Origin of the sequence: Glycomyces sp. MUSA5-2 (assembly GCF_037034145.1) — a bacterium.
In the GTDB taxonomy this organism is placed as follows: domain Bacteria; phylum Actinomycetota; class Actinomycetes; order Mycobacteriales; family Micromonosporaceae; genus Glycomyces; species Glycomyces artemisiae.
Genome location: NZ_JBAGKG010000015.1, coordinates 1 through 26,971 on the forward strand (window position 1 = coordinate 1; position 26,971 = coordinate 26,971).

23 protein-coding genes and 1 pseudogene are annotated in these 26,971 nt (G+C 72.6%); 13 read left to right on the top strand and 11 right to left on the bottom strand.

Features of this window, described 5'->3' with window-relative positions; genetic code table 11:
- On the bottom strand, positions 1–467 hold a 467-nt coding region (locus WA640_RS27540; RefSeq protein ID WP_335992063.1), incomplete at its 3' end, for a cellulose binding domain-containing protein.
- A 180-nt stretch (positions 468–647) separates the two neighbouring features.
- Here WA640_RS27540 and WA640_RS28975 point away from each other — a divergent pair.
- Together WA640_RS28975 and WA640_RS28980 are read left to right on the top strand one after the other, a co-directional pair.
- A pseudogene (locus tag WA640_RS28975) lies at positions 648–1,817 on the top strand (ROK family transcriptional regulator); the annotation flags it as partial.
- Between the two features lie 225 nt (positions 1,818–2,042).
- Positions 2,043–3,512 carry a non-reducing end alpha-L-arabinofuranosidase family hydrolase gene (locus WA640_RS28980; protein WP_442904853.1) on the top strand — a complete coding sequence of 490 codons (1,470 nt, stop codon included), beginning with the start codon at positions 2,043–2,045 and terminating at the stop codon, positions 3,510–3,512.
- 573 nt (positions 3,513–4,085) lie between these two features.
- Here WA640_RS28980 and WA640_RS27550 read toward each other — a convergent pair.
- Complete coding sequence (locus WA640_RS27550; protein WP_335992065.1) at positions 4,086–5,237, bottom strand: LacI family DNA-binding transcriptional regulator; 1,152 nt, start codon at positions 5,235–5,237, stop codon at positions 4,086–4,088.
- 250 nt (positions 5,238–5,487) lie between these two features.
- Between WA640_RS27550 and WA640_RS27555 the strand changes: the two genes are divergently transcribed.
- From WA640_RS27555 to WA640_RS27585, 7 genes are all read left to right on the top strand, one after another.
- Positions 5,488–8,013 carry a carbohydrate-binding protein gene (locus WA640_RS27555; protein ID WP_335992066.1) on the top strand — a complete coding sequence of 842 codons (2,526 nt, stop codon included), beginning with the start codon at positions 5,488–5,490 and terminating at the stop codon, positions 8,011–8,013.
- A 284-nt stretch (positions 8,014–8,297) separates the two neighbouring features.
- A complete protein-coding gene (locus WA640_RS27560) occupies positions 8,298–9,680 on the top strand; it encodes a serine/threonine protein kinase (protein ID WP_335992067.1) in 1,383 nt (460 codons plus the stop codon).
- A 159-nt stretch (positions 9,681–9,839) separates the two neighbouring features.
- Positions 9,840–10,745, top strand: coding sequence for an efflux RND transporter periplasmic adaptor subunit (locus tag WA640_RS27565; protein ID WP_335992068.1), 906 nt, complete (start codon positions 9,840–9,842; stop codon positions 10,743–10,745).
- A gap of 83 nt (positions 10,746–10,828) precedes the next feature.
- On the top strand, positions 10,829–12,034 hold the full coding sequence (locus tag WA640_RS27570; protein ID WP_335992069.1) for an efflux RND transporter periplasmic adaptor subunit: 1,206 nt from the start codon (positions 10,829–10,831) through the stop codon (positions 12,032–12,034).
- Positions 12,034–12,756, top strand: a complete 723-nt coding sequence (locus tag WA640_RS27575) for an ABC transporter ATP-binding protein (protein ID WP_335992070.1) — start codon at positions 12,034–12,036, stop codon at positions 12,754–12,756. The genes WA640_RS27570 and WA640_RS27575 overlap by 1 nt, the downstream gene beginning before the upstream one ends.
- Complete coding sequence (locus WA640_RS27580; protein WP_335992071.1) at positions 12,743–13,948, top strand: ABC transporter permease; 1,206 nt, start codon at positions 12,743–12,745, stop codon at positions 13,946–13,948. Before WA640_RS27575 ends, WA640_RS27580 begins: the two co-directional genes overlap by 14 nt.
- A gap of 23 nt (positions 13,949–13,971) precedes the next feature.
- Positions 13,972–14,487, top strand: coding sequence for a hypothetical protein (locus WA640_RS27585; RefSeq protein WP_335992072.1), 516 nt, complete (start codon positions 13,972–13,974; stop codon positions 14,485–14,487).
- Positions 14,488–14,545: 58 nt separating this feature from the next.
- Here the strand turns inward: WA640_RS27585 and WA640_RS27590 are convergent, their stop codons facing one another.
- Together WA640_RS27590 and WA640_RS27595 are read right to left on the bottom strand one after the other, a co-directional pair.
- On the bottom strand, positions 14,546–15,145 hold the full coding sequence (locus WA640_RS27590) for a dihydrofolate reductase family protein (RefSeq protein ID WP_335992073.1): 600 nt from the start codon (positions 15,143–15,145) through the stop codon (positions 14,546–14,548).
- Positions 15,146–15,200: 55 nt separating this feature from the next.
- Positions 15,201–15,674 carry a DUF1579 family protein gene (locus WA640_RS27595; protein ID WP_335992074.1) on the bottom strand — a complete coding sequence of 158 codons (474 nt, stop codon included), beginning with the start codon at positions 15,672–15,674 and terminating at the stop codon, positions 15,201–15,203.
- A gap of 121 nt (positions 15,675–15,795) precedes the next feature.
- On the opposite strand from WA640_RS27595, the gene WA640_RS27600 reads away from it, so the two are divergent.
- The 4 genes from WA640_RS27600 (at position 15,796) to WA640_RS27615 (ending at position 21,319) form a co-directional block, all read left to right on the top strand.
- The gene (locus WA640_RS27600; protein WP_335992075.1) at positions 15,796–18,396 is read left to right on the top strand and encodes a helix-turn-helix transcriptional regulator; all 2,601 of its coding nucleotides are present in this window, start codon (positions 15,796–15,798) and stop codon (positions 18,394–18,396) included.
- Positions 18,397–18,453: 57 nt separating this feature from the next.
- Entirely contained in the window at positions 18,454–19,026 is a 573-nt protein-coding gene (locus WA640_RS27605; RefSeq protein WP_335992076.1) for a hypothetical protein, read from the top strand.
- Positions 19,027–19,142: 116 nt separating this feature from the next.
- Positions 19,143–19,979, top strand: coding sequence for a helix-turn-helix domain-containing protein (locus tag WA640_RS27610; RefSeq protein ID WP_335992077.1), 837 nt, complete (start codon positions 19,143–19,145; stop codon positions 19,977–19,979).
- A 53-nt stretch (positions 19,980–20,032) separates the two neighbouring features.
- A complete protein-coding gene (locus WA640_RS27615) occupies positions 20,033–21,319 on the top strand; it encodes an FAD-binding oxidoreductase (protein WP_335992078.1) in 1,287 nt (428 codons plus the stop codon).
- Positions 21,320–21,382: 63 nt separating this feature from the next.
- On the opposite strand, the gene WA640_RS27620 is transcribed toward WA640_RS27615, so the two are convergent.
- The 7 genes from WA640_RS27620 to WA640_RS27650 are packed head-to-tail and all read right to left on the bottom strand — an operon-like array spanning position 21,383 to position 26,937.
- On the bottom strand, positions 21,383–21,799 hold the full coding sequence (locus WA640_RS27620) for a nuclear transport factor 2 family protein (RefSeq protein ID WP_335992079.1): 417 nt from the start codon (positions 21,797–21,799) through the stop codon (positions 21,383–21,385).
- Positions 21,796–23,292, bottom strand: a complete 1,497-nt coding sequence (locus tag WA640_RS27625; protein WP_335992080.1) for an FAD-dependent monooxygenase — start codon at positions 23,290–23,292, stop codon at positions 21,796–21,798. The genes WA640_RS27620 and WA640_RS27625 overlap by 4 nt, the downstream gene beginning before the upstream one ends.
- Entirely contained in the window at positions 23,285–23,950 is a 666-nt protein-coding gene (locus WA640_RS27630; RefSeq protein WP_335992082.1) for a VC0807 family protein, read from the bottom strand. Before WA640_RS27630 ends, WA640_RS27625 begins: the two co-directional genes overlap by 8 nt.
- Complete coding sequence (locus tag WA640_RS27635; protein WP_335992083.1) at positions 23,947–24,606, bottom strand: TetR/AcrR family transcriptional regulator; 660 nt, start codon at positions 24,604–24,606, stop codon at positions 23,947–23,949. The genes WA640_RS27630 and WA640_RS27635 overlap by 4 nt, the downstream gene beginning before the upstream one ends.
- A gap of 32 nt (positions 24,607–24,638) precedes the next feature.
- Entirely contained in the window at positions 24,639–25,601 is a 963-nt protein-coding gene (locus WA640_RS27640; RefSeq protein WP_335992084.1) for a molybdopterin-dependent oxidoreductase, read from the bottom strand.
- The gene (locus WA640_RS27645; RefSeq protein WP_335992086.1) at positions 25,598–25,954 is read right to left on the bottom strand and encodes a gamma-glutamylcyclotransferase family protein; all 357 of its coding nucleotides are present in this window, start codon (positions 25,952–25,954) and stop codon (positions 25,598–25,600) included. Before WA640_RS27645 ends, WA640_RS27640 begins: the two co-directional genes overlap by 4 nt.
- Positions 25,951–26,937 (bottom strand): NAD(P)/FAD-dependent oxidoreductase, encoded by a 987-nt coding sequence (locus WA640_RS27650; protein ID WP_335992087.1) that lies wholly within the window; start codon positions 26,935–26,937, stop codon positions 25,951–25,953. Before WA640_RS27650 ends, WA640_RS27645 begins: the two co-directional genes overlap by 4 nt.
- Between the last annotated feature and the right edge of the window lie 34 nt (positions 26,938–26,971).

A 26,971-nucleotide genomic window follows, 5' to 3' on the forward strand; every position in this document is an offset into this window, starting at 1 on the left:
GTGGTGGTCGGGTCCTCGCTGGGGGTGGTGGTCGGGCCCTCGGTGGGTGTCGTCGAGCCGGTGCAGGGCGTGCCGTTGAGCGCGAAGGACGCCGGTACCGGGTTGGCGTCGCCCCATGCGCCGACGAATCCGATCGAGGTCGAGGCGTCGGTGGCCAGCGACCCGTTCCAGCCCATGCTGGCGGCGGAGACGCTGGCGCCGGATTGGGTCCAGACGGCGCTCCAGCCCTGGGTGACCCGCTGGCCGGCGTTCGGGAAGTCGAAGGTCAATGTCCAGTCGGACGTCGCCTCGCCGAGGTTGGTGACGTCCAGGTCGGCGCGGAACCCGCCCGGCCACTCGCTCTGCACGGTATAGGTGACCGCGCAGCCCGAGGCGGCCGCCGATGCGGGAAGGGTCGCCGTTGCCAGGCCGCCCAGGACGAGCGCGCCGACGGCGCCTGCGACCAGCAGTGTCTGACGATGTCGCATCTCAGCTCCTTTCGTGAGGGATGAATGGGAGCGCTTCCGTTCTCACCTTAGTTAGGCGCCCGAAGAAAGTCAAGAAGTGACATAGATCTATGCTTGGTGGGCATCGAGCAGCCCATCGGACGGAACGGGAAGCAGACGAGTAAGCAAGGCGCCCTAACGGGTACAGCGAAGGAGGCATACGTGGCGCTCGGCCCGACGTGGACGAACAGATCGAGGACCAGGGGCCTGATCCTGGACGCCATCCGCGCGGCCCGCACGGTCAGCCGGGTGGAGCTCGCGTCGGCGACGGGTCTCACCGGCGCCACGATCTCCGAGCTCGTGCGCGAGCTCATCGACGACGGACTGGTCGTCGAGGCCGGCCGAGGCGCGCCGACCGGCGGCAAGCCGCGCACGCTGGTGCGGCTCGACCCCCGGGCCCGCTACAGCGTCGGAATCCTGATGGAGCGCAACGCCTGCGTCATCGTCGTCGTCGACCTGGCCGGTCGCCCGGTGGCCCGAACCTCGTTCCACGGCGTGGCGTCGATGCCGCCGGACCGGGCGCTGCCGATGATCGCCTCGCATGTGGACGACCTGCTGGCCGCGGCCGCCGTCGACCGCGACCGGGTGCTGGGGGTCGGGCTGGTCAGCTACGGGCCGCAGGACCGCCGCGCGGGGGTGCTGCTGAGCCCGCAGCCTTCCGAGCCATGGCTCGAATACCCGGTCGCGGAGCGGCTCGCGCAGCGCCTCGGCCTGCCCGTGCTGCTCGACAACGACGCCGCGGCCGCCGCGATCGGCGAGTACTGGATGGGCGCGGTCGACCGGCGAAGCACCTACGGCTGCATCTACATGGCCAGCGGGATCGGCGGCGGGATCGTGGTCGCGGGCGAGGTGTACCGCGGCAGCTCCTCCAACAGCGTCGAACTCGGCCACATGTCGATCGATGTCGACGGCGACCAGTGCCCGTGCGGCAACGTCGGCTGCCTGGAGAACTACGCCGGCCCTTCGGCCCTGGTCCGGCAGGCCGCGGCCACGCCCGGGCTGGCCGAGCGTCTGACACCCGACCCCGACACCGCCGACTTCCTCACCGAGTTCGCGCGGATCGCGGCGGCGGCCGACGCCGGCGATCCGGACGCCCGCCGCCTCATCGAGCGGTCGGCCCGCTACCTCGGCGCCGCCGCCGTCACCATGACCATCCTGTTCGATGTGGACGCGATAGTCCTGGCCGGTCCGAGCTTCGCGGTGGCGGGCGCTGCGTACCAGACCGTGATCCAGGAGGAGGTGGACCGCCGCACCGCCCACTGGCGGACGCACCCGGTGCGGGTGATGCCGTCCGTCAACGGCCCCGACGCGGCGGCGATCGGCGCAGCGGCCCTCGTGCTGCAGAGCGAGCTGACCCATGGCCGCGCTCGACGCGACGGCTTAACGCCAGGTGCGCCAACAAACTTCGGTCGAGCCGTTGACTATACATCGAGACTTCTCTATAGTTCGAATCGCTGGAAAATCATCAGATGTTTCGGAGTCGAGTTGCGACATGTGAGCGATAACAAGCCACTTCACAACCGACGAACCTCAACTAAGGAGGCCACTATGGCCTGGATGGAAACCCCCAAGAGCCGCAGGCGAATGCTCATCGGCGGAGCCGGCGTGCTCGCCGGGGCCGCCGCCGCGACCGTCCTCAATCCCTTCGGCGGCTCGGCTGCGGCCGCCACAGTCGACACCTCCGCCTGGTACGTGCTGGTGAACCGCGGCAGCGGCAAGGTCCTCGACGTCAGCGGTGCGTCCACCTCCGACGGGGCCCTGCTGCAACAGTGGACCCGCACGAGCTCCAACAACCAGCAGTTCCAGTTCGTGGACGCCGGCGGCGGCTACTACCGGATCAGGGCGCGGCACTCGGGCAAGGTGCTCGACGTCTCCGGCTGGTCGACCGCCGACGGCGCCGCCGTCCATCAGTGGACCGACCACGGCGGCGCCAACCAGCAGTTCCGCCTGGCCGACTCCGCCGGCGGCTACGTGCGCCTGATCAACCGCAACAGCAGCAAGGCGGTCGAGGTCCAGGGCGCGGCGACCAACGACGGCGCGGCCGTCGTGCAGTACACCGACTGGGGCGGCGCCAACCAGCAGTGGCAGCTCGCCCTCGTCGACGGCGGCAGCGGCGCCTGCGCCCTTCCGTCGACGTACCGCTGGACCTCGACGGGCCCGCTCGCGGAACCGAGGAACGGCTCGGTCTGCCTCAAGGACTTCTCAGCCGTCCGCCACAACGGCAAGTACCTCGTCTACGCGACGACGCACGACACGGGAACCAGCTGGGGCTCGATGGCCTTCACCCCCTTCACGAACTGGTCCGACATGGCCACGACCGGCCAGAACCAGATGCCGTTCGGCGCCGTCGCGCCGACGCTCTTCTTCCACGCCCCGAAGAACATCTGGGTGCTCGCGTACCAGTGGGGCTGGCCGTACACCTTCTCCTACCGCACGTCGAGCGACCCCGCCAACGTCAACGCCTGGGGCGCGCACCAGGAGCTCTTCACGGGAACCCTGCCCTCCGGGGCCCCCATCGACCAGACGATCATCGCCGACGACAGGAACATCTACCTGTTCTTCGCCGACGACGCCGGCAGCATCTACCGGGCCAGCATGCCGATCGGGAACTTCCCGGGCAGCTTCGGCTCGAACTACACGAAGATCATGAGCGACACGGCCAAGAACCTGTTCGAGGCGGTCGAGGTCTACAAGGTCCAGGGCCAGAACCAGTACCTCATGATCGTCGAGGCGAGGGGCGCCAACGAGCACCGCTTCTTCCGCTCGTTCACGGCCACCAGCCTGGACGGCACGTGGACCCCGCAGGCCGCCACCGAGAGCAACCCCTTCGCCGGCAAGGCCAACAGCGGCGCCACGTGGACCAACGACATCAGCCACGGCGACCTGGTGCGCACCAACCCCGACCAGACCAAGACCATCGACCCGTGCAACCTGCAATTCCTCTACCAGGGACGCGACCCGAGATCTGACGGCACCGACTACGGCCTCCTGCCGTACCGGCCGGGCGTGCTGACCTTGCAGCGCTAGCGGCGCGACAGTGCCATCGGCACGACGCAGGTCCGGCTCGGGTGCTCCCGAGACGGCGGGCGGGCTCGGTGCGAGACCGAGCCCGCCCGGTAACCGGATCCCGGAGGCGGCCTGAAGGACGCTCCTTGATTCCAATGGATTCCAATGCAAACTGGCCGGTAGCGGTCGCGGCTGGTTTGCTGAAGAGCGCCCCCACTTCCACTCTGGAGCGATCCACCATGGCCGATCCCCCGCAGTACCCCGTGTACTCCTACCCGCCCGATCCGTACACTCGGCCCTCGTTCCCCGGGCCGCCGCGCCGACCGGGCCTGACGACCGCGGCGGTGGTCCTCATGTGGATCCTGTTCGGACTCGGGCTTCTCGGTGGCATCGGCACAGCGGTGACGTTGACGGCGGCTCGGGACCTTTTCGAGACGACCTACCCGGCGTTCGCAGGATGGACGCCGCTGGTACTGCTGGTGTGGTCGGCGCAGGCACTCGCGTTCGCAGGGCTCCGTGGGCTGTTCGCGGTGCGGATCATGCGCCGGAGCGCATCGGCACGGCGCGGTGCGATGGCCGTGGAGGGCGTGAGCATCACGTTTCAGGTGGTGTCGCAGGCGGTCCTGTTCTCGGCGATGTTCCCGGTCCGGGAGGGCGCCGGGTTCGGCTTCCGCTTCGACTGCACTGGGGTTGTCCTGTCGATCCTGGTGCTGTGCTTCCTCGGCGGGGCGCGGTCGGCGCAGTGGTGCCTCGCTCGATGAGGTGGACGTCCAGCGCGGTCGCCTGGTCGGGGCGAGGGGCCCCGGCCAGCCGGTCGAGGAGGAGCCTGACGGCCAACGCGGACTTGGCGTGCAGGTCCTGGGCGACGGTGGTGAGCTTCGGGGTCACCAGGGAGGCGACGTCGGCGTCGTCGTAGCCGACGATCGAGACGTCGCCGGGGACCGTCTTCCCCTCGGCCGCAAGGCCCTCCATGACGCCGATGGCGAGCGTGTCGGCGGTGGCGACCACCGCCGTCACGTCCGGGGTCCCTGCGGCGATCCGGCGCCCGACCTCGCGGCCGGCGGCGAGACTGGTGTCCACAGTGAATCGAAGTGACTCCTCCCAAGTGAGGCCCGCGTCGGCGAACGCCTGCAGGAACCCTTCGAACCGCTCCCGTACGACGCCGGTGGCCGGGCATTCGGGTCCGGCGAAGGCGATGCGGCGGTGGCCGAGGTCGAGGAGGTGACGCGTGGCGAGGCGCGCGCCCGCGCGGTCGTCGGAGCGCACCCGGAGCGCCAGCGGGTTGTCGGCGTAGGAGTCCATGGCGACCAGGGCGACGTCGCCGACGGACCGTCGCCGCAGCCGGTTGATCTCGGCGTCGTGGAAGCCGAGCAGCACCGCCCCGTCGAGGTTCCAGGTCCGCAGCGCCTCCGCGACCTCGGACGGGCGGGCGATGCCGCGGATCATCAGGTGGTAGTCGTGCGCCCGCAGGGCGCGTTCGAGCGTGCCGATGACGCCGGCGGTGTGCGGGCTGAGGGTGAGGCTGTCCTTGTCGGCCGCTGGGATGAGCAGGCCGATGATCCGTGAGGACCTGGCGGCGAGGCTTCGCGCGGGGGCGCTCGGCACATAGCCGTGGCGCTCGACGATCCGCAGGATGCGGTCGCGGGTGCCGGGGGAGACGCGCGACCGGTTCCCGTTGATCACGTTGGAGACGGTGGCAGCGCTGACGCCCGCCTCCGCGGCGATGTCCTTCAACGTGGGCGGCAAGGCGTGCTCCCTTCGGGGCGGGTCGGTGCGGCGTCGGCCGGACTCGCCTGGAATCGCGACATTGACAAGTCTGACATCCGGAGCTACGCTCAGCAATCAGGTTTAGCGCTTAACCTGCCTTCATCTGCAATTTCACTATCGAAACACCTTCGAATACTTCGAGATCCGTCGATGGTTGACCCTCCTCGGCGCTCGCCTCCGAACCGAGCCGGTCGGCCGAGCGCCGCGGTCGCCAGAAAGGACGACACCGATGCCGCACCGCATCAGACACCTCCTCGCCGCACTCCTCGCCGTCCCCCTGCTGCTGGGCCCCGCCGGCACCCCCGCCCAGGCCGCGCAGACCGTCATCGAAGCCGAGAGCGCCGCCCTGACCGGAGGGGCGCGCACCGAGACCGAGCACGCCGGGTACTCCGGATCGGGCTACGTCGGCGGCTTCACCGACGCCAACAAGGGCGCCGCGGCAGTGGCCTTCACCGTCTCCGCCTCCCGAGCGGGCGGGCACGACGTCGCGCTGCGGTACGCCAACGGCACCGGCGCCGCCATGACCCTCTCCCTGTACGTGAACGGAACGAAGAGCCGCCAGGTGACGCTGTCCTCCCCGGGCGGCTGGAGCACCTGGGGCACGGTGACCGTCCCGGTCGACCTCGCCGCCGGCGACAACGCGCTGGCGTTCCGCTTCGACACGACCGACTCCGGCAACGTCAACCTCGACCGGATCACCGTGGACGAGCCCGCCGAAACCGGTGGGGCCGTGGCGGTGCCGGGCGCGGCCGAGGCCGAGACGGCCGTCCTCTCGGGCGGGGCGCGGCCCGAGTCCGAGCACGCGGGGTACTCGGGCTCCGGCTACGTCGGCGGCCTGACCGACGCCAACAAGGGCGCCGCGGCGGTCGCGTTCGCCTTCACCGCCGCCGCAGCCGGTCCCCATGACTTGGAGCTGCGGTACGCCAACGGCACCGGCGCCGCCATGACCCTCTCCCTGTACGTCAACGGCGCCAAGGCGAGCCGGCTCGTCCTCCCCGCCACCGGCGGATGGGCGTCATGGGGCGCCGTCGACGCCGCCGTGAGCCTTGCCGCGGGCGAGAACGACATCGTCATCCGCTTCGACGCCGACGACTCCGGGAACGTCAACCTCGACCGGCTCGCCGTCGCGGCCGCCGACGGCGGCTCCGGCGGAGCGAACGGCGGCGACGGCGCCGACCTGCCCTACACCGAGTACGAAGCCGAAGCGGCGGCCACGAACGGGTCGGTCCTCGGCCCCGACCGCACCTACCGCACCGTCCCCTCCGAGGCGTCCGGACGCCAGGCCGTGCGCCTCGACCGGGCCGGCGAGTACATCGAGTTCACCCTCGCCGAAGCCGCCGACGCCCTCGTCGTGCGCTACTCGATCCCCGACTCCGCCGACGGCACCGGCCTCACCGCGCCGCTCGCCGTGTACGCGAACGGGCAGAAGCGCACCGACATCGAACTGACCAGCGCGTACAGCTGGGTCTACGGCGCCTATCCGTTCTCGAACAACCCCGCCGACGGCCTCGCGCACCGGTTCTTCGACGAATCCCGCATCGAGCTCGGCGGCCTCCCCGCCGGGACCGTCCTGCGGCTCCAGAACGACGCCGCGGCGGTCGGCCACATCGACATCGACCTCGTCGACGCCGAACAGGTCCCCGACCCGGTCGCCGCCCCCGCCGGATACGTCGACATCACCGACCACGGCGCCGTGCCCGACGACGGCGCCGACGACACCGCCGCGCTGCGCGCGGCCATCGCCGCCGCAGGCGGCAGCGGCGGCGTGTGGATCCCCGAGGGCCGCTTCACCATCAGCGAACGCGTCCAGGTCAACGGCACCGACGTGCGCGGCGCCGGCCCCTGGTACTCGGTCCTGGAAGGCGTGAACGGCCGAGGCGGCATCGAGCCCACCGGCGGGCAGGTCGCGCTCGCCGACTTCATGTTCGACGGCGACGTGCGCTACCGCGACCCCGACGACCGCATCACCACCGACACCGCGATCGAAGGCGTCTTCGGACCCGGCTCCACGGTCTCGAACGTGTGGATCGAGCACGCCAAGGTCGGCTTGTGGATCCACAACGGCACCGACGGACTCACCGTCACCGGCGCCCGGGTCCGCAACACCTTCGCCGACGGCATCCACCTCAACGGCGGCACCCGGAACACCGTGGTCGAGCAGAGCCACATCCGCGGCACCGGCGACGACGCACTCGCCATGTGGTCCAACGGCACCGCCGTGACGAACTCGGCGTTCCGCGACAACACGGTGCAGACGCCGAACCTCGCCAACGGCATCGCCATCTACGGCGGCGACGGCAACAGCGCCACCGGCAACCGCATCGCCGACACGGTCACCGCCTCCGCGGGCATCACCGTGAGCACCCGGTTCAGCCCCGTCCCCTTCAGCGGCGAGACCCTCATCGAGGGGAACACGCTCGTGCGCACCGGCGGGCTCGAACCGAATTGGAACAGCCAGTTCGGCGCACTGTGGATCTACGCCGACACCGCCGACATCACCGCGCCGGTCACGGTGCGCGACATGGTCATCGAGGACAGCACCTACGCGGCCGTCCTGATGAGCTGGCAGCGCACGATCCAGAACGTCACGTTCGAGGACGTGGTGATCGACGGCGCTGGCACCTGGGGCATCGAGATCCAGGCGACCGGCTCGGCCTCGTTCACCGACACGACCGTCACCGGCGCCGCCTCCGGCGGCCTCACCGCCTCGGCCGGATTCACCGTCCTGCGAGGCACCGGCAACTCCGGGTTCTGACCACCGGGCCGGACGCGCACCCGCCGCGTCCGGCCCGCAAGTTCCACGACTTGAGCGGTGGCTCTCGGTGGTCCGGTCGCACGGAAGGGTGAATTCCGCGCATGCGAATCCGCAGGTCCGAAGCGTTGGAGAACGTCGAAATGCCTGAGGGGCAGCGAAATCGGGGCCGCCCGCACCCCCGTGTTGCGGCGCGGTGCGGCGGCGGTGGATCGGTACGCTCCGGATGCCGTTCATTACCCGCCGAAGGCCGCCAGTGCGCCGAGTTCGGCTATCAAGGAGCCATTGTGGATACCGGGTCGCTCGTCGCCGGGCGCTACCGCCTCGACCTCCCCATCGCAGCCGGAGGCATGGGGGAGGTGTGGCGAGGCTACGACCTCCTGCTCGAACGACCGGTGGCGGTCAAACTGCTCCACCGGGCCCACCGGCAGTCCCGCGAGGCGCGCGACCGGTTCGCCCGCGAAGCCAAGACGCTCGCCGGCCTCCGCGGTCCCGGCCTCGTCGAGGTGTACGACTACGGCGAGGACCCCTATCGCCGGACCGTGCGCTTCATCGTCATGGAACTCGTCGACGGCACCTCGCTGGCGACCCTCATCGAGGAGCGGGGGACGCTCACCGTCGAGGAGACCCTCCGGTTCGTCGGCGCGACCGCCGAGACGCTCGCGCTCGCGCACCGCAACGGCGTCGTGCACCGGGACATCAAGCCGGGCAACCTCCTCGTGGAGTCCGACGGGCGCCTGCGGGTCGTCGACTTCGGCATCTCGCAGGCCGAGGGCGACGACCGGCTCACGCTGGTCGGCGACATCATGGGCACCCCCTCCTACATCGCGCCCGAACAGCTCAGCGGCGGGCGCGTCAGCGGAGCCGCCGACATCTACTCCCTCGGCGTGGTCGCCTACGAATGCCTCAGCGGGCGGCGCCCTTTCATCGCCGCCGACCCGCGCGGCGTGGCCCACCAGCACCTGCACCGCCGACCGCCGCCGCTCCCGGAATCCCTGCCCCCCGCCGTGACCGCGCTCGTGATGCGCTGCCTGGAGAAGGAGCCCGACGCGCGCTGGCCCAGCGCGGAGGCGCTCGCGGCCGCGTGCCGCGTCGCCGCCGATGCGACCCCCGTCCCGGGCGGCACCGGGCCTTCCGGCGCGCCGACGGTGCGCCTGCGCCGACCGCTGCCGTGGCTCGCTGCCGTCGCGCTGACACCGGTCCTCGTGCTCGCCGCGGTCCTAGCCATGTGGCACCCGTGGACGCCGGTCCGGGCCGACACCGAGCTCGAAGCCGATGCCGTGACCGCGGAAAGCCCCTCGGCGCCGGTGACCGCAGGCGCCACCCTCGACGCGGTCTCCGGGGCGCCGTCCGCCGAATCCTCCGAATTCGCGGAAGCGACGACGGTGCCCGCAGCGGACGAAGGCCGACCGGACCCCGCCGACCCGGCCGGGACCACCGCGGCGCTCGCAGCGGCGCTGCCCGACGTCGTCGGGATGGACGCGACCGAAGCCCGGGCCCACCTCAGTTCGCTCGGCTGGACCGACGTCCGCATCGTCCCCACGCTCCTGTTCGACGGGCCCGCCCCTGAAGCCTGCGAGATCGTGTCGCAACAACCGAGACCGGACACGGCCGTCGGCTACGGCGACCCCGTGGAGATCGCCTACTGGGGACTGCACGACTGTCCCTGACGACGCAACGGAGGCCCTCGGCCGCCGGGCGGCCCGGCGACCCGCTTGAACGGGCGGTGAACCGCATGTTGCCGGACGGGGAAGGTACGGCCGGGGCTCCGACGGAATTCCGAGGCGCGCATGACGGGCCCGCGATCTGCCCGCCCTAACTTCTCCCGCATGCGAACGCAACACTCCAAGCGCCGCGCGAAGGCGATAGGCGCGGGCGCCGTCGCGGTGGCCGCCGCAGCGGGCGCGACGGCGTACGTCCTGATGGGCGGCGACGCTCCCGACCCCGCCGACGCGACGGCCGTCGAGCGCCCTGACGCGGTGGCCCTGGCCGCGCCCGGCACCGTCGCGCCCACACGGTCCTGGTCGCTGTCCTTCAGCGACGACGCCCGGATCACCGAAGTGAACGTGGCCGCAGGCGACGTCGTCAAGGAAGGCGACGTGCTCGCCGTCGCCGACGACGGCGACGCCGCCGAGGCCGTCGCCGAAGCCGAGGACGCCCTGGACGAGGCGCAAGAGTCCCTCGACGACGCCGAGGACCTCTCGGCGACCTGCGAGGACGAGGAGGACGCGGCCGAGTCCGCGGCCGCAGCCCCTTCCGGAGACCCCGCCGGGGTCCCCGCTCAGAGCGGGACCTCGACGGCCACGACCGCGTGCACCGGCTCCGATCCGATCCTCACCGCGCAGCAGTCGCTCAACGAGGCCGAGCAGCAGCTGGAGGAGGCCGAAGCCGTCCTCGCGGGCATGACCATCACCGCGCCCGCCGACGGCACCGTCCTCTCCATCGCCGCCAGCGACGGGACCGAGGTCGCGGCGGGCACGACCCTCATCGAGTTCGGCCAGCTCTCCACCATCGTGGTCGACACCGCGGTCTCCGAGGCCGACGCCACCGGGCTCACGGTCGGACAGGCCGTCACCGTCGAATTCGACGACACCGCCGCCGAAGCCGAGATCGCCACGATCGCGCTGACGCCGACCGCCGACGGCGACCTCGTCACCTACGCCGTCACCGTCACCGTCGCCGACCCGCCCGAGAACGTCCTCTCGGGATCCAGCGTGGTCGTCACCCTCGCCTGAACCGCGGGGCGCCGCCGCGCGCTCCAGCGCACCTCATCCCCGCGGACGTTCCGCACCGGGCATCATCGAAAGGATTCGCTCCCATGCGAACACCAGCACCTGTCGTCCTCGTCAACGGGGGCCTCGCGCTCGCCTTGGCCGTCGGCGGCGGGGCCACCTACCTCCTGTTGCGCGGCACCGACCTCGCGCTTCTTCCAGCGGCCGAAGCGGCGGAGGAAGACGTGGCCGCCTCGACGACCGCGACAGCGGAGGTCGGGTCGCTGACCCGAACGGTCGCCGCCGACGGCACGGTCACCGCCGCCTCGACGCTCACCGCCGAGTTCGCGAACTCGGGCACCGTCACCGACATAGCGGTGCAGGTCGGCGACGTGGTCGAAGCGGGCCAGCAGCTCGCCACCATCGACAGCGCCGACGCCGAGCGCGACCTCGAGACGGCCGAGGAGAACCTCGACGCCGCCGAGGACAGCCTCGACCGCGCCGAGAGCGACAGCGAGATCGAGCAGGCCGAGCAGGCCGTCGACGACGCGGAGGACGCGGTCGAGGAAGCCGAGCAGGCGGTCGACGACACCGTCCTGACCGCCCCGGGGGGCGGCACCGTGATCGCCGTCAACGGGACCGTCGGCGGATCGTCGGGAGCCGCCGCCGGCAGCGGATCCGACGGCACCGGCATGACCGGCGACGACTCGGGGTCGACGGCCTCGGAGGGCTTCATCGAGATCGCGGACCTGTCGGACCTGACGGTGACCGCGTCGGTCGCCGAGGGCGACGCCACCGACGTCGCCGTCGGCCAGGCCGTCCAGACCACATGGAACGCCCTCGACGCCTCGATCGGCGGCGAACTGCTCGCCGTCTCGCCGACCTCGACCGCGGACGGCTCGGTCGCCGCCTACGACGTGACGGTGAGCCTCGCCGAACTCCCCGAAGGCGTGCGCCTGGGGCAGACCGTGTCCGTCTCGATCACCGTCGAAGAGGCGCAGGACGTGCTGTACGTGCCGACCGCGGCCGTCGAAGGCGGCGGCGACGCCGCCACCGTCACGCTCATCGGCGACGACGGCACCCGCACCGAGACCTCCGTGGTCCTCGGCGTCGAAGGCGACAGCGGCGTCGAGATCGTCTCCGGCCTGGCCGAAGGCGACACGGTGGCGGTGACGGTCGACGAGAGCGACACCGGCACCGGCGAGTTCACCTTCCCCGGCGGGGGCGGCACGCCCGAGGGCGGCTTCCCCGCAGGCGGCAGCGGCGGTGGCGGCGGCTTCCCCGCCGGCGGCGGCCTCCCCGGAGGCAGCTGATGCCGCCCGCCACCAGACCCGTCATCGACATCCGCGCGCTCGTCAAGCGCTACGGCCACGGCGACACCGAGGTGCACGCCCTGCGCGGCGTCTCGCTCACCGTCGAACGCGGCGAATACGTCGCCGTCATGGGCGCGTCGGGATCCGGCAAGTCCACGCTCATGCACATCCTCGGGCTGCTCGACGCGCCCACGAGCGGGACCTACCGCCTCGACGGCACCGACGTGAACGGCCTCGACGAGGGCGCGCTCGGCCTGGTCCGCAACCGCCGCATCGGGTTCGTGTTCCAGTCGTTCAACCTCATCCCCCGCACCACCGCCTACGCGAACGTGGAGCTCCCGCTCACCTACGCCGGGGTCAAAGCGCCCGAGCGGCGCCGCCGCACCGCGGCGGCCCTCGCGCAGGTCGGCCTCTCCGACCGGGCCGACCACCTGCCGAACCAGCTCTCGGGCGGCCAGCAGCAGCGCGTCGCCGTGGCCCGCGCCCTGGTCACCTCGCCCGCGCTCCTGCTCGCCGACGAGCCGACCGGGAACCTCGACAGCCGCTCCACCTCCGACGTCCTCGACCTGTTCGACCGCCTGAGCGACCTCGGCCGCACCATCGTGCTCATCACCCACGAGGACGACGTCGCGGCCAGGGCGAGCCGCGTCATCCGACTGCGGGACGGCGAGATCCTCTCCGACACCAAGACCGGCCTGGAGGTGACCCATGGGGCTGCGTGAACTGCTGCGGTTCGCCGCCGCCGGCGTGATCGCGAACAAGCTGCGCTCCTCGCTGACGGTCCTCGGCGTCCTCATCGGCGTCGCCTCGGTGATCCTCCTCGTCGGCGTCGGAACCGCGTCCCAGCAGAGCGTCCAGGAGTCGATCGAGTCGCTCGGCTCCGGGACGCTCACCGTCTCCGCCTCCGGCGGCAGCGGCACCCAGACCGAGATCGCCGAACTCGACCTCGGAGCGGTCGAGGCGATCGACCGGTCGGAGCTCACCCCCGACGTCGCGGGCGTCTCCCCGGTCGTCAACGGCACGGCCACGGCCGTCTGGCAGGGCGCGGAGTACGAGATCGCCTCCGTCGTCGGCTCCGACGAGGACTACCTGGACGCCTCGAACTACGAGGTCAGCGAAGGCACCGGCATCCTCGCCGAGGACGTGGCCGAGGACCGGCGCGTCCTGGTCATCGGCTCGACCGTCGCCGACGAGCTCTTCGGCGGCGACGACGCCCTCGGCCAGCAGGTCAACCTCGGCGCGGCCGTCTACACCGTCGTCGGCGTCCTCGCCGAGTCGGACTCCGGCACCGGGTTCAGCGACGCCAACGACATCGCGGTCGCCCCCGTCGGCGCCGTCCGCGACACCCTCACCGGCTACGGCGCGCTCTCCCAGATCCTCGTCCAGGCCGCCGACTCCGACGCCGTCGACGCCGCCTCCGCCGAGGTGAGCGCGGTCCTCGACGACTACTACGCCGTGGCGGACGGCGACACCGCGCCCTACCAGGTGCAGAACGCCTCGGACCTGCTGGAGACCCAGGAGGACACCGCCGAGACGTTCACGCTGCTGCTCGGCGCGGTGGCCGCGATCAGCCTCCTGGTGGGAGGCATCGGCATCACCAACATCATGCTCGTCTCGGTCACCGAGCGGACCCGCGAGATCGGCATCCGCAAGGCCCTCGGCGCGCCGCGGCGCGTGATCCTCACCCAGTTCCTCGCCGAGGCCACCGCGCTGAGCCTCACCGGCGGCGGGCTCGGAGTCGCGCTGGCCTACCTGCTGTCGAACTTCAGCTTCGCCGGCTACGAGACGGTCATCGTCCCCTCTTCGGTCGGGCTGGCACTCGGCGTCTCCGTCGCCATCGGCCTGTTCTTCGGGGGCTACCCGGCCTCGCGCGCCGCCAAGCTCCGGCCCATCGACGCACTCCGCTACGAATGACCCCACCGACCAAGGAGAACGGCATGAATCCCGCCGAGCAATCACCGACAGCGACCATCGAGGACATCCCGCCGATGGCGGACGACCTGGACGAAGCCCTTGCCGCGCGGCGCAAGCGGCCGCGCACCAACAGGGCCACCAAGTGGCTGGCCGCAGGCGTGCTGGTCGTCGCGGGCCTCGCCGGCGGCATCGTGCTCCAGCAGCAGTTCGGCATCGTCGACGGCGGCGCCGAGACCGCGTCCGACACAGGGGGCATGCCCGACTTCGGCGCCATGGGCGGCGAGTTCCCCGGGGGCATGGGCGGATTCGGCGGCCAGGCCACCACCGGGACGGTCGTCGAAGTCGGCGACGGCACCGTCACCATCGAGACCGAGGACGGCACGACGTACACCGTCGTCGTCGAAGAAGGCACCGTCCTCACCGCCGAGACCGCGGCGTCGCTTGCGGACTTGGCCGCCGGGGACACGGTCGAGGTCACCGGCGCCACTGAGGACGGCACCATCACCGCGGACTCGGTCACCGAGCAGACCGCGGAGTAGCCGCCGGACACCGCGTCGGGCCGCCGTCCACCGGACGGCGGCCCGACGCGGGCCCGGGCTAGCGGGCCCGGTCGTAGATCAGGGCCATCTCGCCGAGCTTGCCGGTGTGCTGCTCGGTGAGGGCCCAGGTCGTGGCGGGCAGGCCGTCCTCGAAGAGGCGCTCGCCGCCGCCGACGATCTCGGGGATCACCACCAGGTAGAGCCGGTCGACCAGGTCGGCTTCGAGGAGCGCCTTGATGACCGTGGGGCTGGTGTTGGCGAGGATGTCGCCGCTGCCGGTCGCCTTCAGGCCGGCGACGACCTCCGCGGTGGGCGCGTTCGCGATCGTGGTCCGCTCCCACGGCGCCTCGGTGAGCGTGGTCGACAGGACGACCTTGTCGACGTTCACGAGCCACTCGGCGTAGGCGCGGTCGCGCGGGTCGGCCTCCTCGCTCCCGGCGACCGAGGGCCAGAAGCCCAGGAAGCCTTCGGCGTTGACGCGGCCGAGGACCGCGGTCGTGGCGTGCTCGATCATGCGGGCCATGTGGTCGCGGGCCGTGTCGGAGGTCGCGTAGGGAATGAAGGTGCCGAAGTCGGCGGGTCCGCCGGGGCCGTGGTAGCGGCCGTCGAGGGAGATGCAGAGATTGGCGATGACCTTGCGGCCGTTGGTGTCAGACATTGTCTTGAGTGCTCCGGTTCTCATCGGTGTAGTCGCGGTTCGGGATCGGACCGGGTCAGACCCGGTGCCCGCTCACGTCGTACGGGAAGTTGACGTCCTCGTCGGCGCCGGGATTGGGACGCCAGCCGCCGGCGAAGGTGTCGCCGCCGCCGCTGAAGCGGCCGCGGAAGGTCGCGTCGAGCGGGCCGTGCGCGACGGTGATCGTCACGTCGTCCCCCTCGATCGACCAGGTGTAGGGCAGGTCCTGCGGGGACATGTTCGAGTAGACCCGCGACGGGAAGGTCTTCGACCGCGGGTCGTAGCCGACCAGTTCGAGGCTGTCGACCCGCACCATTCCGTCGAAGTCCAGCTCCACGTGCTGCTCCAGGAAGAAGCCGCCGGGCAGCCACCGGTAGGAGGCGCGGCCTCTGATGGCCGTCCCTTCGGAGCCGAGCGTGCGCCCCTCCATGGCCCACTCGCCCACGAACCGGTCCAGGACCGCCAGCGCGGGGTCGGGGCCGAGCGGCATCGGCCGGTGCTCGTCGCTCATGTCCACTCCTCGGTCTCGGTGTTCTCGCTGTTGAAGACCATGTTCGTCGGTTCGGCGGCCCGGAAAATCGGCCAGGTGGCCGATATCGGCGACCGGCCGGGAGGGGTGGCAGACTCATCCCATGGACGATGGCCTGATCCCGCTCGAACTCACCGGTTTCATCGGGCGCGAGGACGAGCTCCGCGCGGTCGGCGCCGCAGTGGCGTCGTCGCGCCTGGTCAGCCTGGTCGGTCCGGGCGGGAGCGGGAAGACGCGGCTGGCGGTCCGCGCGGCCCGGGACGCGGCCTTCGAGCACCGCCACTGGGTCGACCTGGCCGCGACCGCCGACCCGCTCGTCGTCCCCGAACTCGTGGCGGCCGCGCTCGGGGTGCTGCGAACGGCCGACCGGGACGGCATCGGCGTGCTCGCGGGACGGCTCGCGGACCGGCGCACGCTGCTGTGCCTGGACAACTGCGAGCACGTGCGCGAGGCCGCCGCCGACGTCGTGGGGGAGCTGCTGCGGCGGTGCCCGCTGCTGACGGTCCTGTGCACCAGTCGCGAGCCGCTGCGGCTGCCGGGCGAGACGGTGTGGCGGGTGCCGCCGATGAGCAGGGAGGACTCGGTGCGGCTGTTCGCCGAGCGGGCCCGGGACCTCGGCGCCGCGCAGGACCCGGCGGTGGTCGCCGCCTGCGCGCGCATGGAGGGGATGCCGCTGGCGGTCGAGCTGGCGGCGGCCTGGTCGGGGATCTTGTCGCCGCGGGAGATCCTGGACGGCCTCGACGACCGGTTCCGGCTCCTGGTGCGCGGCCCGCACGGCGTGGCGGCCCGCCACCAGACGCTCGCGGCGTCGATGGCATGGAGCTACGACCTGCTCCAGGAGGCCGACCGCGCACTGTTCGAGCGGCTCGCGGTCTTCCGCGGCGGGTTCTCCGCGGCCTCCGCCCAGTCGCTGTGCGGGGAGCGCGCCCCCGTGCTGGAGGGGCTGCGGAGCCTGGTCGAGAAGTCGCTGCTCGTCGCGGACACCGGCGGCGCGGCGACCCGGTTCAGGATGCTGGAGACGGTCCGCGAATTCGCCGAGCAGCGGCTTGAGGAAGCCGGTGCGGCCGACGCGGCCCGCGACCGCCACCTGGAGGCATGCCTGGAGCTGGTGCGGTCGTGGCGGGACCTGATCGACGCCGACAAGGACGCGTGGCGGGCCGCGGTCGCGGCCGAGTACGAGAACTTCCATGCCGCCCTCGGCTGGGGCCTGTCGCGACCGGACCCCTCCCTCGGACGCGAGCTGGCGGCCGAGCTGCCGTGGTTCTGGCATTCGAGCCGCCGCGGCCGCGAGGGGCTGGCGCTCCTGCGCCGGGCCGCGCGCCTCGGCGAAGGCGACCGGACCGCGCTCCAGGCGCGGCTGCTGACCGGGACGGCCCTGGTCGCCGACACGAACGAGCGGCGCGAGGGCAGCGAGCTCGCCGCCCGGGCGTTCGCACTCGCTGAAGCGGCGGGGGAGGAGCGCTCGGCCTGCCTCGCGCTGCTGCTGACGGCGATCGACCGGCTCTACGACGATCTCGAAGCGGCCCAGCGGATGGCGGCCGAGGCCCGGGAGCGCGCCGCCGGTCTCGGCGACGGCTTCGTCCACGACGCGGCGAACGTCCTCCTCGGCATGGTCCATCACCGCCGCGACGACCACGCGCGGGCCGCGGCGCTCCTGGAGGAGGGCATGCGCGGCCTTGCCGCGCGCGGCGACCGGGAAGTCGCCTCCACCGCATGCGGGATCCTCGCGGTGAGCGCGGCGCTCGGCGGCGACCTGCGCCGGGCCGACGAGCGGGCCCGCGAGTCCCTGGCGCTCGCCGAACCGCTGGGCGACTTCCACCGGATCGGCATGGCGCGCATCGCGATCGCGCGGATCGCACGGTGGGCGGGACGCCCCGAGGACGCGTGGGACGCACTGGAGCTGCTGCTCCAGACCGACGCGAACGTCGAACCGCCGCCGTTCGTGCCCTGGTTCTTCACGTGCGTCGGCGACCTCCACCTCGACGCGGGCGACCGAGAGCGGGCCCGGCACTGGTACGAGCGGGACCTCGCGAACCCGGGCGGGATCCCCGAGCACCTCCTTGCCCCGGACGCCCGGCTCGGGCTGGCCCGCGCGCTCGGGCCCGGCGAGGCCGCGAACGCCCACGTGGACATGGCGATGCGCGCCGGCCGCGACCTCGACATGCCCGGCCTCCTCGCCGACGCGTTCGAGGCCGCGGGCGAGCTCGCGCCCGATCCGAAGCGGGCCGAGGAGGCCCATCACGAAGCGCTCGCGATCCGCGCCGAGCACGGCCTGCGCCTCGGCTGCGTGCGCAGTCTCGAACACCTTGCGGCACTGGCAGACGCGTCGGGCTCCGGCCTGGAGGCCGCGCGCCTCCTCGGCGCCTGCGACAGGGCGCGCGAGGAGATCGGGCTCGCCGCATCCGGACTCGACGTCCCCGGTGAGGCGGAGGCCCGCCGGGAGGGGCGGTCGATGGCGCTTGAGGAGGCCGTCGCGTACGCGAGGCGGGCGCGCGGGCGCCGCTCCCGGCCCGCGAGCGGCTGGGCGAGCCTGACGCCGACCGAGGTGAGCGTGGTCGAACTCGCGATCACCGGGATGACCAATCCCGAGATCGCCGGGAAGCTGTTCATGAGCCGCGCGACCGTCAAGACCCACCTGTCGCACGCGTACGCGAAGCTCGGCATCGCCAACCGGACCCAGCTCGCCACCGTCGAGCGGCCCTAGCGGAGCCCCGCCGAATCGACATCCCCCGCCCTGGCCGGGCGCCGGTACCATCGCGCCATGACCGCACCCAGGTTCCGCCCCGGCGGGGCGACGCCGTTCACCCGGCTCGCGGCCTACGGCCGCACACCGGTGGTCGCAGTCGGCGTCGTCTGCGCGCTGGCGAGCGGATACGGGCTGGCCGCCGCGTTCGGCGACCTGTACGGCGAGAACCCCGCGAGCTGGCTGATGGTGCTCGCCCCCATCGTGGTGAGCCTCTTTCCGACGGTCGAGCTCACCTGGCGCCGGAACCGCGACCTGTCGATGGCGTCGATGAAGCGGCGATGGCTCGTCCTCCCGTTCCTCGGTGCGCTCGGCGCCGTCGTCGCCATGGGTCTCGCCGAGCTCGCGATGTACGCGGTCGACGCGCAGGCCGCCGCGCTGGCCGCGGACGTATGGCTCGACGGCTTCTCCGCGGACGGCCCGAGACTGGTGTCGGTGTCGTACGGGCTGCTCGGCTACCTCATCGGACTGCTGCTCGCCGTGGCCTTCTACACCGTGGTCCTGCTGCCCCTCCAGCTGATCCGCCGCACCGGGCGAACGGACACGGCGCACTCGGCCGACACCGCGGACCCGGACACGACCATCGACTGAGGACGACCCGGCCGCGGCCGACCCGGGGGGGCGAGCCGAGTTGGCTCAATTGAGCTGATAGCAGCTCATCCGAGCCACCCGCCAAATGCCATGGTGGCGCGGTGTAGCCTCCGAACGTGGACGAGTCTTACGTCGAACGGGCCCCCGTCGCCGCGCTGGCGGCGGTGGTGCGGACCGTCTGGATCCAGCGGACCGGTGCCGCGGCCTACGCGCAGCGGCACCTGCCGACCGGGGGAGTGGAGCTCCACTTCCCGCTCGGCGGACGCCCGCGCCTCCTCGGGCCGCTCACCGGCCCCAGCCTCGAAGTCCTTCCCCCGCATACCGTCCTCGTCGGCGTGCGCTTCCACCCCGGCACCGCCCCGCCCCTCCCCGAGGTCCTCGACGACCTCGTCGACCAGCGCATCGACCTCGAATCCCTATGGGGCGCCACCGCCGAGCGCCTGGCCGAGGAGACCACCGGCGCCCCGACCGCAGAAGCCGCGCTCGCCAACGTGCAATCCCATCTGCTGCAAGTCTTCCGGGCGTCGCCGGCACTCGACCCGCTCATGCGCGAGGCCGTGCGGCGGCTCATGCCCTGGCACCCCGTTCCGATAGCGACGCTCGCCGACCGCCTCGCGATCTCCCCCAGCCAGCTGCGGCGCCGCTGCCTCGGCGCGATCGGCATGGGCCCCAAGACACTCCAGCGGACGCTCCGGTTCCAGGGATTCCTCGCCCTCGCCCAGGCCGGGGCCGCGCCGAGCGGCCGCCGCGACGCCGACGGCATCGCCGGGCTCGCCGCCGACACCGGCTACGCGGACCACGCCCACCTCACACGCGAATGCGTGCGACTCACCGGCGTCAGCCCCAGATCGCTCCTCCACGGCAGCATCGACAAGTGCGGCTGCGGCCACGACCACGCCGCCTCCTTCCGGCCCTTCCTCGCCACCCGCGCCCTCCCGCCCCTGCGGTGGTGAGGACGCCCGAATCGTTCAAGCCCCGGGCGTGACGCGCCGATAGTGTCAGTGCCGTGAACGACCTCGCGCACCTCCGGCGCTCGCTCGACGGCGACCTCGTCGCCCCCGGCCACCCCGACTACGACACCGCCCGACGCCCGGTCGACCCCGCCCACCAGGACACCCGGCCCCGCTTCGTGATCCGCTGCGCCTCCGCCGCCGACGTCGCCCGCGGCCTCGCGTACGCCCGCGACACCGGCACCCCGGTCGTCCCGCGCGGCGGCGGCCACTGCTTCTCCGGCCGCTCCTCCACCACCGGGATCGTCCTCGACCTCCAACGCCTCCGGGACATCGCCTTCGACGGCGACCGCGCCGAGGTCGGCGCCGGAGCCCGCCTCGCCCAGGTCTACACCGCGCTCCACGCCCGCGGCCGCACGATCCCGGCCGGCTGCGGTGCGACCGTGGGCATCGCGGGCCTCGCGCTCGGCGGCGGCATCGGCCTCCTCGGGCGCGTCCACGGCCTCACCAGCGACCGCCTCGTCGCCGCCCGCGTGGTCCTCGCCGACGGCCGCACCGTCGACTGCGACGCCGAGCGCGAACCCGACCTGTTCTGGGCCCTGCGCGGCGCGGGCGGCGGCCAGTTCGGCGTCGTCGTCTCACTCGCCTTCGACACCGTGCCCGAACCGGTCGCGACCCGGTTCGCCCTGCGCTGGCGGCGGCCGCCGCACGCGGACCTCATCGCCGCCTGGCAGGAGTGGGCCCCGGACGCCCCCGACGCGGTCACCGCCGACCTCGCGCTCGGCGAGGAGGCCGTCCTGTTCGGCGCCTCGCTCCTGGACGAAGCCACCACTCGCGAGCTGCTGCAAGGGTTCTGCGATGCGGTCGGGGCAGCACCGGAGGCCGACGTGCAGGGCGGCATGCCGTTCCACCGCCTGAAACGCTCCTTCGAGGACCTCGACGCCCCGAGCGGCGCGATCCCGCGCTCGCGGTCGGCGTTCTTCTCGCGTCCGCTGCGGCCCGCCACGATCGAGGCGCTCACCGCCGCGCTGAGCGGCGGGCGGCGGCTCAACTTCACGGCCATGGGCGGCGCGTACGGCCGCGTGCCCGCCGACGCCACCGCGTTCGCCCACCGCGGCGAGCGGTTCATGCTGCAACTGGTCGCCCCGACCGCCGACCCGTGGCTCGACGCGTCCTGGGCGACCGCCTATGCGGAGAGCTCGAAGCGCGTCTACCCGAACTTCCCCGACCTGCGTCTGGAGGACTGGCCGACGGCGTACCACGGCGCCAACCTGGACCGGCTCCGCGCGGTCAAGCGCCGCTACGACCCCGACCGGTGCTTCGCGTTCCCGCAGTCGCTGTGACGGCCGCTCCGGCGGGGGAGCGGCCGTCGGCGTGCCGGGCCTCGCCGGCCGGAGTCGGCGCGGTCAGGCCCTGGGCGGCTCGTCGCGGTACGCCTCGGCGACGGCGAGCGTGTCCTCATAGAGGCAGTACCGCGTGATGAGTCCTTCATGGACGGTCAGGTGCAAGGCGAAGGCGGTATCGATGTCACGGCCGGTCGCCTTGACCTCGGAGACCATGCGCCCCAGGACCACCACGTCCTCGCCGTCCGCGACGATCCGCCGCGCGTCCATCTGCTTGGGCCGCACATGCTCGCCCAGCAGCTCGAAGAAGGCCCGCATCCCCTCCGCGGAGTCCACTTCGGGCACCCAAGGGACGTCCGGCGGGTGGGGGATCGAGAACGAGACCGCGTCGGCGAACAGGGCCGCCGCCTCGGCGGTCCTTCCTTCCGCGAGGAGCGGGAACAGGCGTTCCACGGTCTGCACGGGGGTCGAGGTGCTCATCGGATCGGTTCCTCTCGAAAGTGGTTGCGGCGGTGCGGGACCGCCTCGGTGTCCGGTCGGCCGAACCAGCGCGCCAGCGCCGCGTCGAGCCCGGCGTCGTCGTGCGGTCCGGCGGCGGCCCAGCAGATGTAGCCGTCGGGGCGGGCCAGCAGCCCGGCCGTCGCGGCGGACGGGACGTGCTCGACGCGGCCGCGCCACGGCGCGGCGGCATCGCCGAGCGGTTCCGGGCCGAACAGCACCGCCCGGCCCGAGCGCAGCGGCCCGGCCGCCTCGGCGGCGAGCGCGCCCGGAAGGCGCGCGCCCAGCAGCGGATGCGGCGCGGCCCCGGGCACGGGGTAGCGAATGCCGAGGCCCGAGACCTCCATGGCGATGCGCCGGTTGGCGTCCGGTTCGGTGAGCAGGTCGCCCACGACCTCCCGCAGCGCGAGCAGGTCGGTGTCGGAAATGGTGAGGACGCCCTGCGCCCGGGTGTTGACGAGCACCCGGGCCGCGACCGGGTGCCGCTCGTCGTGGTAGGTGTCGAGCAGTTGCGGCGCAACGTGTCCGCGGACCGCGGCGGCGAGTTTCCAGCCGAGGTTGAACGCGTCCTGGAGGCCGAGGTTGAGCCCCTGGCCGCCTGCGGGGAGGTGAACGTGCGCGGCGTCCCCGGCGAGGAGCATGCGCCCGTGCCGGTAGCGCTCGACCTGGCGCGAGGCGTCGCTGAACCGCGAACCCCATCGCACGGCCGCGACCGCGACGTCGTCGCCGTGCACCGCTTCGAGGGCGCGCTGCACTTCCGCGGCGGTGACCGGCACGGTCCGGTCCAGCGCCTGCTGCTCCTCGCCGCCGAACAGCACGCGGTAGACGCCGTCGCCGAGGGGCAGGAGGTATCCGAACCCGCCGCCGCCGAACTCGGGCGGCGCCCACTCGTCGGCCAGCCCGGAGGGCTTGCGCGCCAAGGTGATGTCGGCGACGGCCAGGCGCATCCGCGCGGCCCTTCCCGGGAACGGGACGCCGAGGGCGCGGCGGACGGCGCTGTGCGCGCCGTCGGCCGCCACGAGGTAGTCGGCGGTGATCTCCGTTGGGCCCGTGGGCGTCTCGACCATGGCCGCGACGCCGTCGGCGTCCTGGCGCACCGCGGTGCAGGCGTGCGCCCACCGGACCGGCGAACCGGCTTCCGCGATCCGCTGCTCCAGCACCTCCTCGATGCGGGCCTGCTCGACGCCGATCTGGTGCGGGAACGGGGTCTCCAGGACCGAGTAGTCGAGCGGCAGGCCCGCGAAGTGGCCGCGGGGGAGCAGCGCGTGCACGTGCGGGCGCAGCGGGTCCAGCCAGCCGCGCGCGTCGAGCAGCTCGGCCGAGCGCGGTTGCAGCGCAAGCGCTTTCGACTGCCCCGAGCGCTCCGGGAGCGCGTCGAGGACGACGGCCCCGACCCCGGCGAGCGCGAGTTCGGCGGCGACCGCCAGGCCCGTCGGGCCCGCCCCGACGACCAGGACCTCCGCACGCTCAGGCACGGAGATCGACCTTCTTCGTGTAGTACAGGTGGAACGCCAGCGCCGCGGCGAGGATCGCCCAGTACGTCCCGTTCGAGACCGCGGCGATGAGGTCGACCGGCAGCGTGTAGACGAGGACGAGACTCGCGACGGCGGCGGCCAGCAGCAGGGTCCCCCACACGGCGGTGAGGACGCGGATGCCGTGGCGGAAGCGCCGGTCGTGGTCCCAGCGCGCCGCCCACTTGGCGGCCCCGGCCGCGCCGGTCTTGGTCTCGGCGATGCCGCGGCCCAGGACCATGAGCGCGGGGCGTCCGATCCCGACGCTCACGATCATCCAGGCGCCGAACAGGCCCAGCAGCGAGCCGACCCAGCCTTCGCGGACCGCGAGGGCGCGGGGGTCGTCGGTGAGCAGGCCGATCACGAGGCTGAAGACGATGACGCTGAGCGTGAACGCCGCCATCACGTCGAAGCGGCGGCGCGTGAGGAGCTGGTGGGCCACGCGCGGCAGGACCACGAGGATCCCGGCCATCATCGCCCACCACTGGCCGACCCCGGCGGCGCGGAGGCCGTAGTAGGCGGCCATCGGCAGCAGCAGGTCGAACACGACGGTGGCGGCGTTGCGGCGCAGGAGCGCGCGCATGCCCTCCTTCACGCCCGGCTCGTTCCTGACCTCGCTCATCGCCGCGCTCCGTTCGCCAGGACGGCCCGCTCGAACGCGTCGGCCAGCTCGGTCCCGGCGCGGCGCAGGTCGATGCCGCCGTTCGCGTCGTCTGGTGCGGTGCCGTCGTGCGAGGCACTGTCATGCGAAGCGCCGACGAACGCGTCGATGGCGCCGGTGATCGCCAGCGCGAGCACCTCGGGGTTGAACGGCCCGAACTCCCCGGCCTCCTGTCCCGCGCGCAGGTGCTCGGCGAACCGGCGCGTGCGGGAGGCGAGGGCCGCCTCGCCCAGGCCGTCCTCGGCGTCGCGCACGTTCCGGAGGATCTCCACCAGCGCCCGCAGGTGCGCGGGCCGCTCCACCAGCAGGTCGAGGTTCGATTCGATGTAGGCGCGGAGTTTCGCGGCGTATCCGGCGGCCGCGTCGATGCGCGGCCGCATGAACTCGGTCGCCACGCCGGTGATCTCCTCGACGCAGGCGCGCAGGAGATCGTCCTTGCCGGCGAAGTGGTAGGAGATGCGGCTGGTGCTGCTCAGGCCCGCCCGGTCGGCGATCTTCGCGAACGACGCCCGCGCGTACCCCAGCTCGGCGACGGTCTCGATGGCCGCGGCCACGATCTGCGTGCGGCGGGCCGCCTCCGTCACGGTCAGCTCAGTTGAGCTCTTATCAGCTTGCATGAGCTGACAGTAGCTCAACTGAGCTACCCCTGTCAACCGCCGCTGGGGGCGTACCGGATGCGGACCTTCGCTTCGAAGATCTGATTGCGGCGCAGCTCGATGGGCTGCGTTCGCCCCGCCTCGTCGGTGGCGCGGGAGAGGATGCGGTATTCGCCCTGACCGGGAGGCGTCCACTGGAGCGAGAACCGCTGCCACGCGAAGTCCTGTCCGGGCGCCAGTTCCGCCGCCGTCCAGGTGCCGCCTCCGTCGGTGCTGACATCGAGCCGGGCGACCGCTTGCTCGGCCCAGCACCACCCCCAGATCTCCACCGGAGCCGCGCCCTCGCCCGCGGTCTGGTCGCTGACCGGGGCGACGATGATCGAGTTCGGTTCCATCGCCCACACCGGCGTCTCCCGGATCGTGTTCCCGACCGTTTCGCGATCGACGTAGTACTTCCGGGCGAATGCGCTTTCCGATCGCCTGGCCGACAGGCGCAGCGAACGCAGCCATTTCGTCGAGTTGGTGCCGTACCAGCCCGGCACGACGAGCCGGACGGGACCGCCGTGCCCGACCGGGAGGGGCTTGTCGTTCATCGCGGTGGCGAGCAGCGTCGCAGGGTGGAGCGCCTTCGCGAGCGGCAGGTCCTTCTCGTAGGCCGGATGGTGCGCGTGCTGCCAGGTGCCGCCGTCGGCGCCGCTGGAGAGCAGGTATCGGGCGTCCTCGTGCACCCCGGCCGCTTCGAGCACGGCGCGGAGCGGTACCCCGCGCCATTTGACGTTGGCCGCCTTGCGTTGCGGGAGGTGCGGGCGGAGCGGGCTGCCCGCGCACTCATGGCAGGCGATCACCTCGACGTGCGGCAGCTGCTCCAGATCGGACAATCCCAGCGCGAGGCGCTTCCGGACGAGCCCCTCGACGGCGAGCGTCCAGGTCTCGGTGTCCATGGCGGGGACGCCGAAGTGGCGTTCCTTGAAGACCATCGGCGTGGGCGTGATGAAGTCGGCTGCGACTCGGTTCACTTCGTCGTCCCGCTCGGGGCTTCGACGTAGATCCAGGCGGCGCTGCCGGAGGCGAGGGTGGTCCGGACGCGGATGTAGTCGTCGACCTCGTAGTCGTCGGCGGCTTTGAGGTCGGTGTCGGTGAGGGCGAGGGCGGTGCCGTCGACCCGGTCTGCGGGGTCGCCGGTGCGGACGGCGATCGGATGCCGGGCCGAGCCGGATTCGGCGATGACGGAGGGGTCGGTGATCTCGACGGTTTCGAGCCGGTAGCCGGGCAGCGCGTCGGGGACGCCGACGAGTTCGCGCCCGAAGCGGGCGCGCTGGACGGCGGGCAGTTGCAGGGTGCCGTAGGAGAACACCAGGTGGTCGGTCATTGCGGCTCCTCGATCATGCGGGTGCGGTCGGCTCTGATTCTCGCTGCGGGCGCCGCGGCGAAGGGCTCGGGCTGGCCGAGCGCCTCGCTGAGCAGGGACTGGTCGATCGCCGCCGCCGCGATCGTGCCGCTCGCCGCGGCGGCCGTCACGGCCGCGAACGGCACGGGGACGCTGGCGCGACGGGCCATGTCGCCGGCGGCGCTGACCCCAGGCACGGTGGTGCGGCCGAACTCGTCGACCTCGACGCACCCGTCCTCGAACCGCTTGCAGCCCAGCAGATCAGGCAGTTCGGATCGCTGGACTGCGGTGTTCTCCACGAACACCGCGCTCGCCTCCAGGGCCGAGCCGTCGGCGAAGGCGACCGCCTCCAGCCGCCCCCCGCGGCCGTCCATCCGGGCGATGGCGCCGCATTCGACCGCGACTTCATTGGCGGCCAGGAGTTCGCGCTGCGCCGGGTCGAGGGAGGCGCCGTCGGTGCACAAGGTCACGCGCTTGCCGAAGCGGCGCAGCTGGACCGCCAGGCGCAGACGCGGCATGGTCGAGCCGACCACCGCGATCGAGGCGCCGACCGTCTCGTACCCGTGGCAGTAGGGGCAGTGGAACGCCGAGCGTCCCCACAGCGCGGCCAGGCCCGGTGTCGGCGGCAGGACGTCGCGCAGCCCGGTCGCGAGCAGCAGCCGCCGGGCGCGCGCCCCGCCGCCGTCCCAGGCGAGTGCGAACCCGCCCGATTCGGCGTCCGCGAACGCGATCTCGACCCCCTCGCGGATCTCGACGGCGGGGTAGCGCGCGAGTTCGGCGCGGCCGATCGCGCGCAGCTCGGCCGGGGGAGTGCCGTCGCGGGTGAAGAGGTTGTGCACCGCCGCGGCGGGGGCGTTGCGCCCTTGGCCGCCGTCGACGAGCAGGACGCGCCGCCGGACGCGCCCCAAGGTCAGTGCGGCGGCCATCCCGGCCGGGCCGCCGCCTGCGATCACCGCATCGAACATGGTCCTGCTCCTGTCTCACGGGCGGATCTCCGAT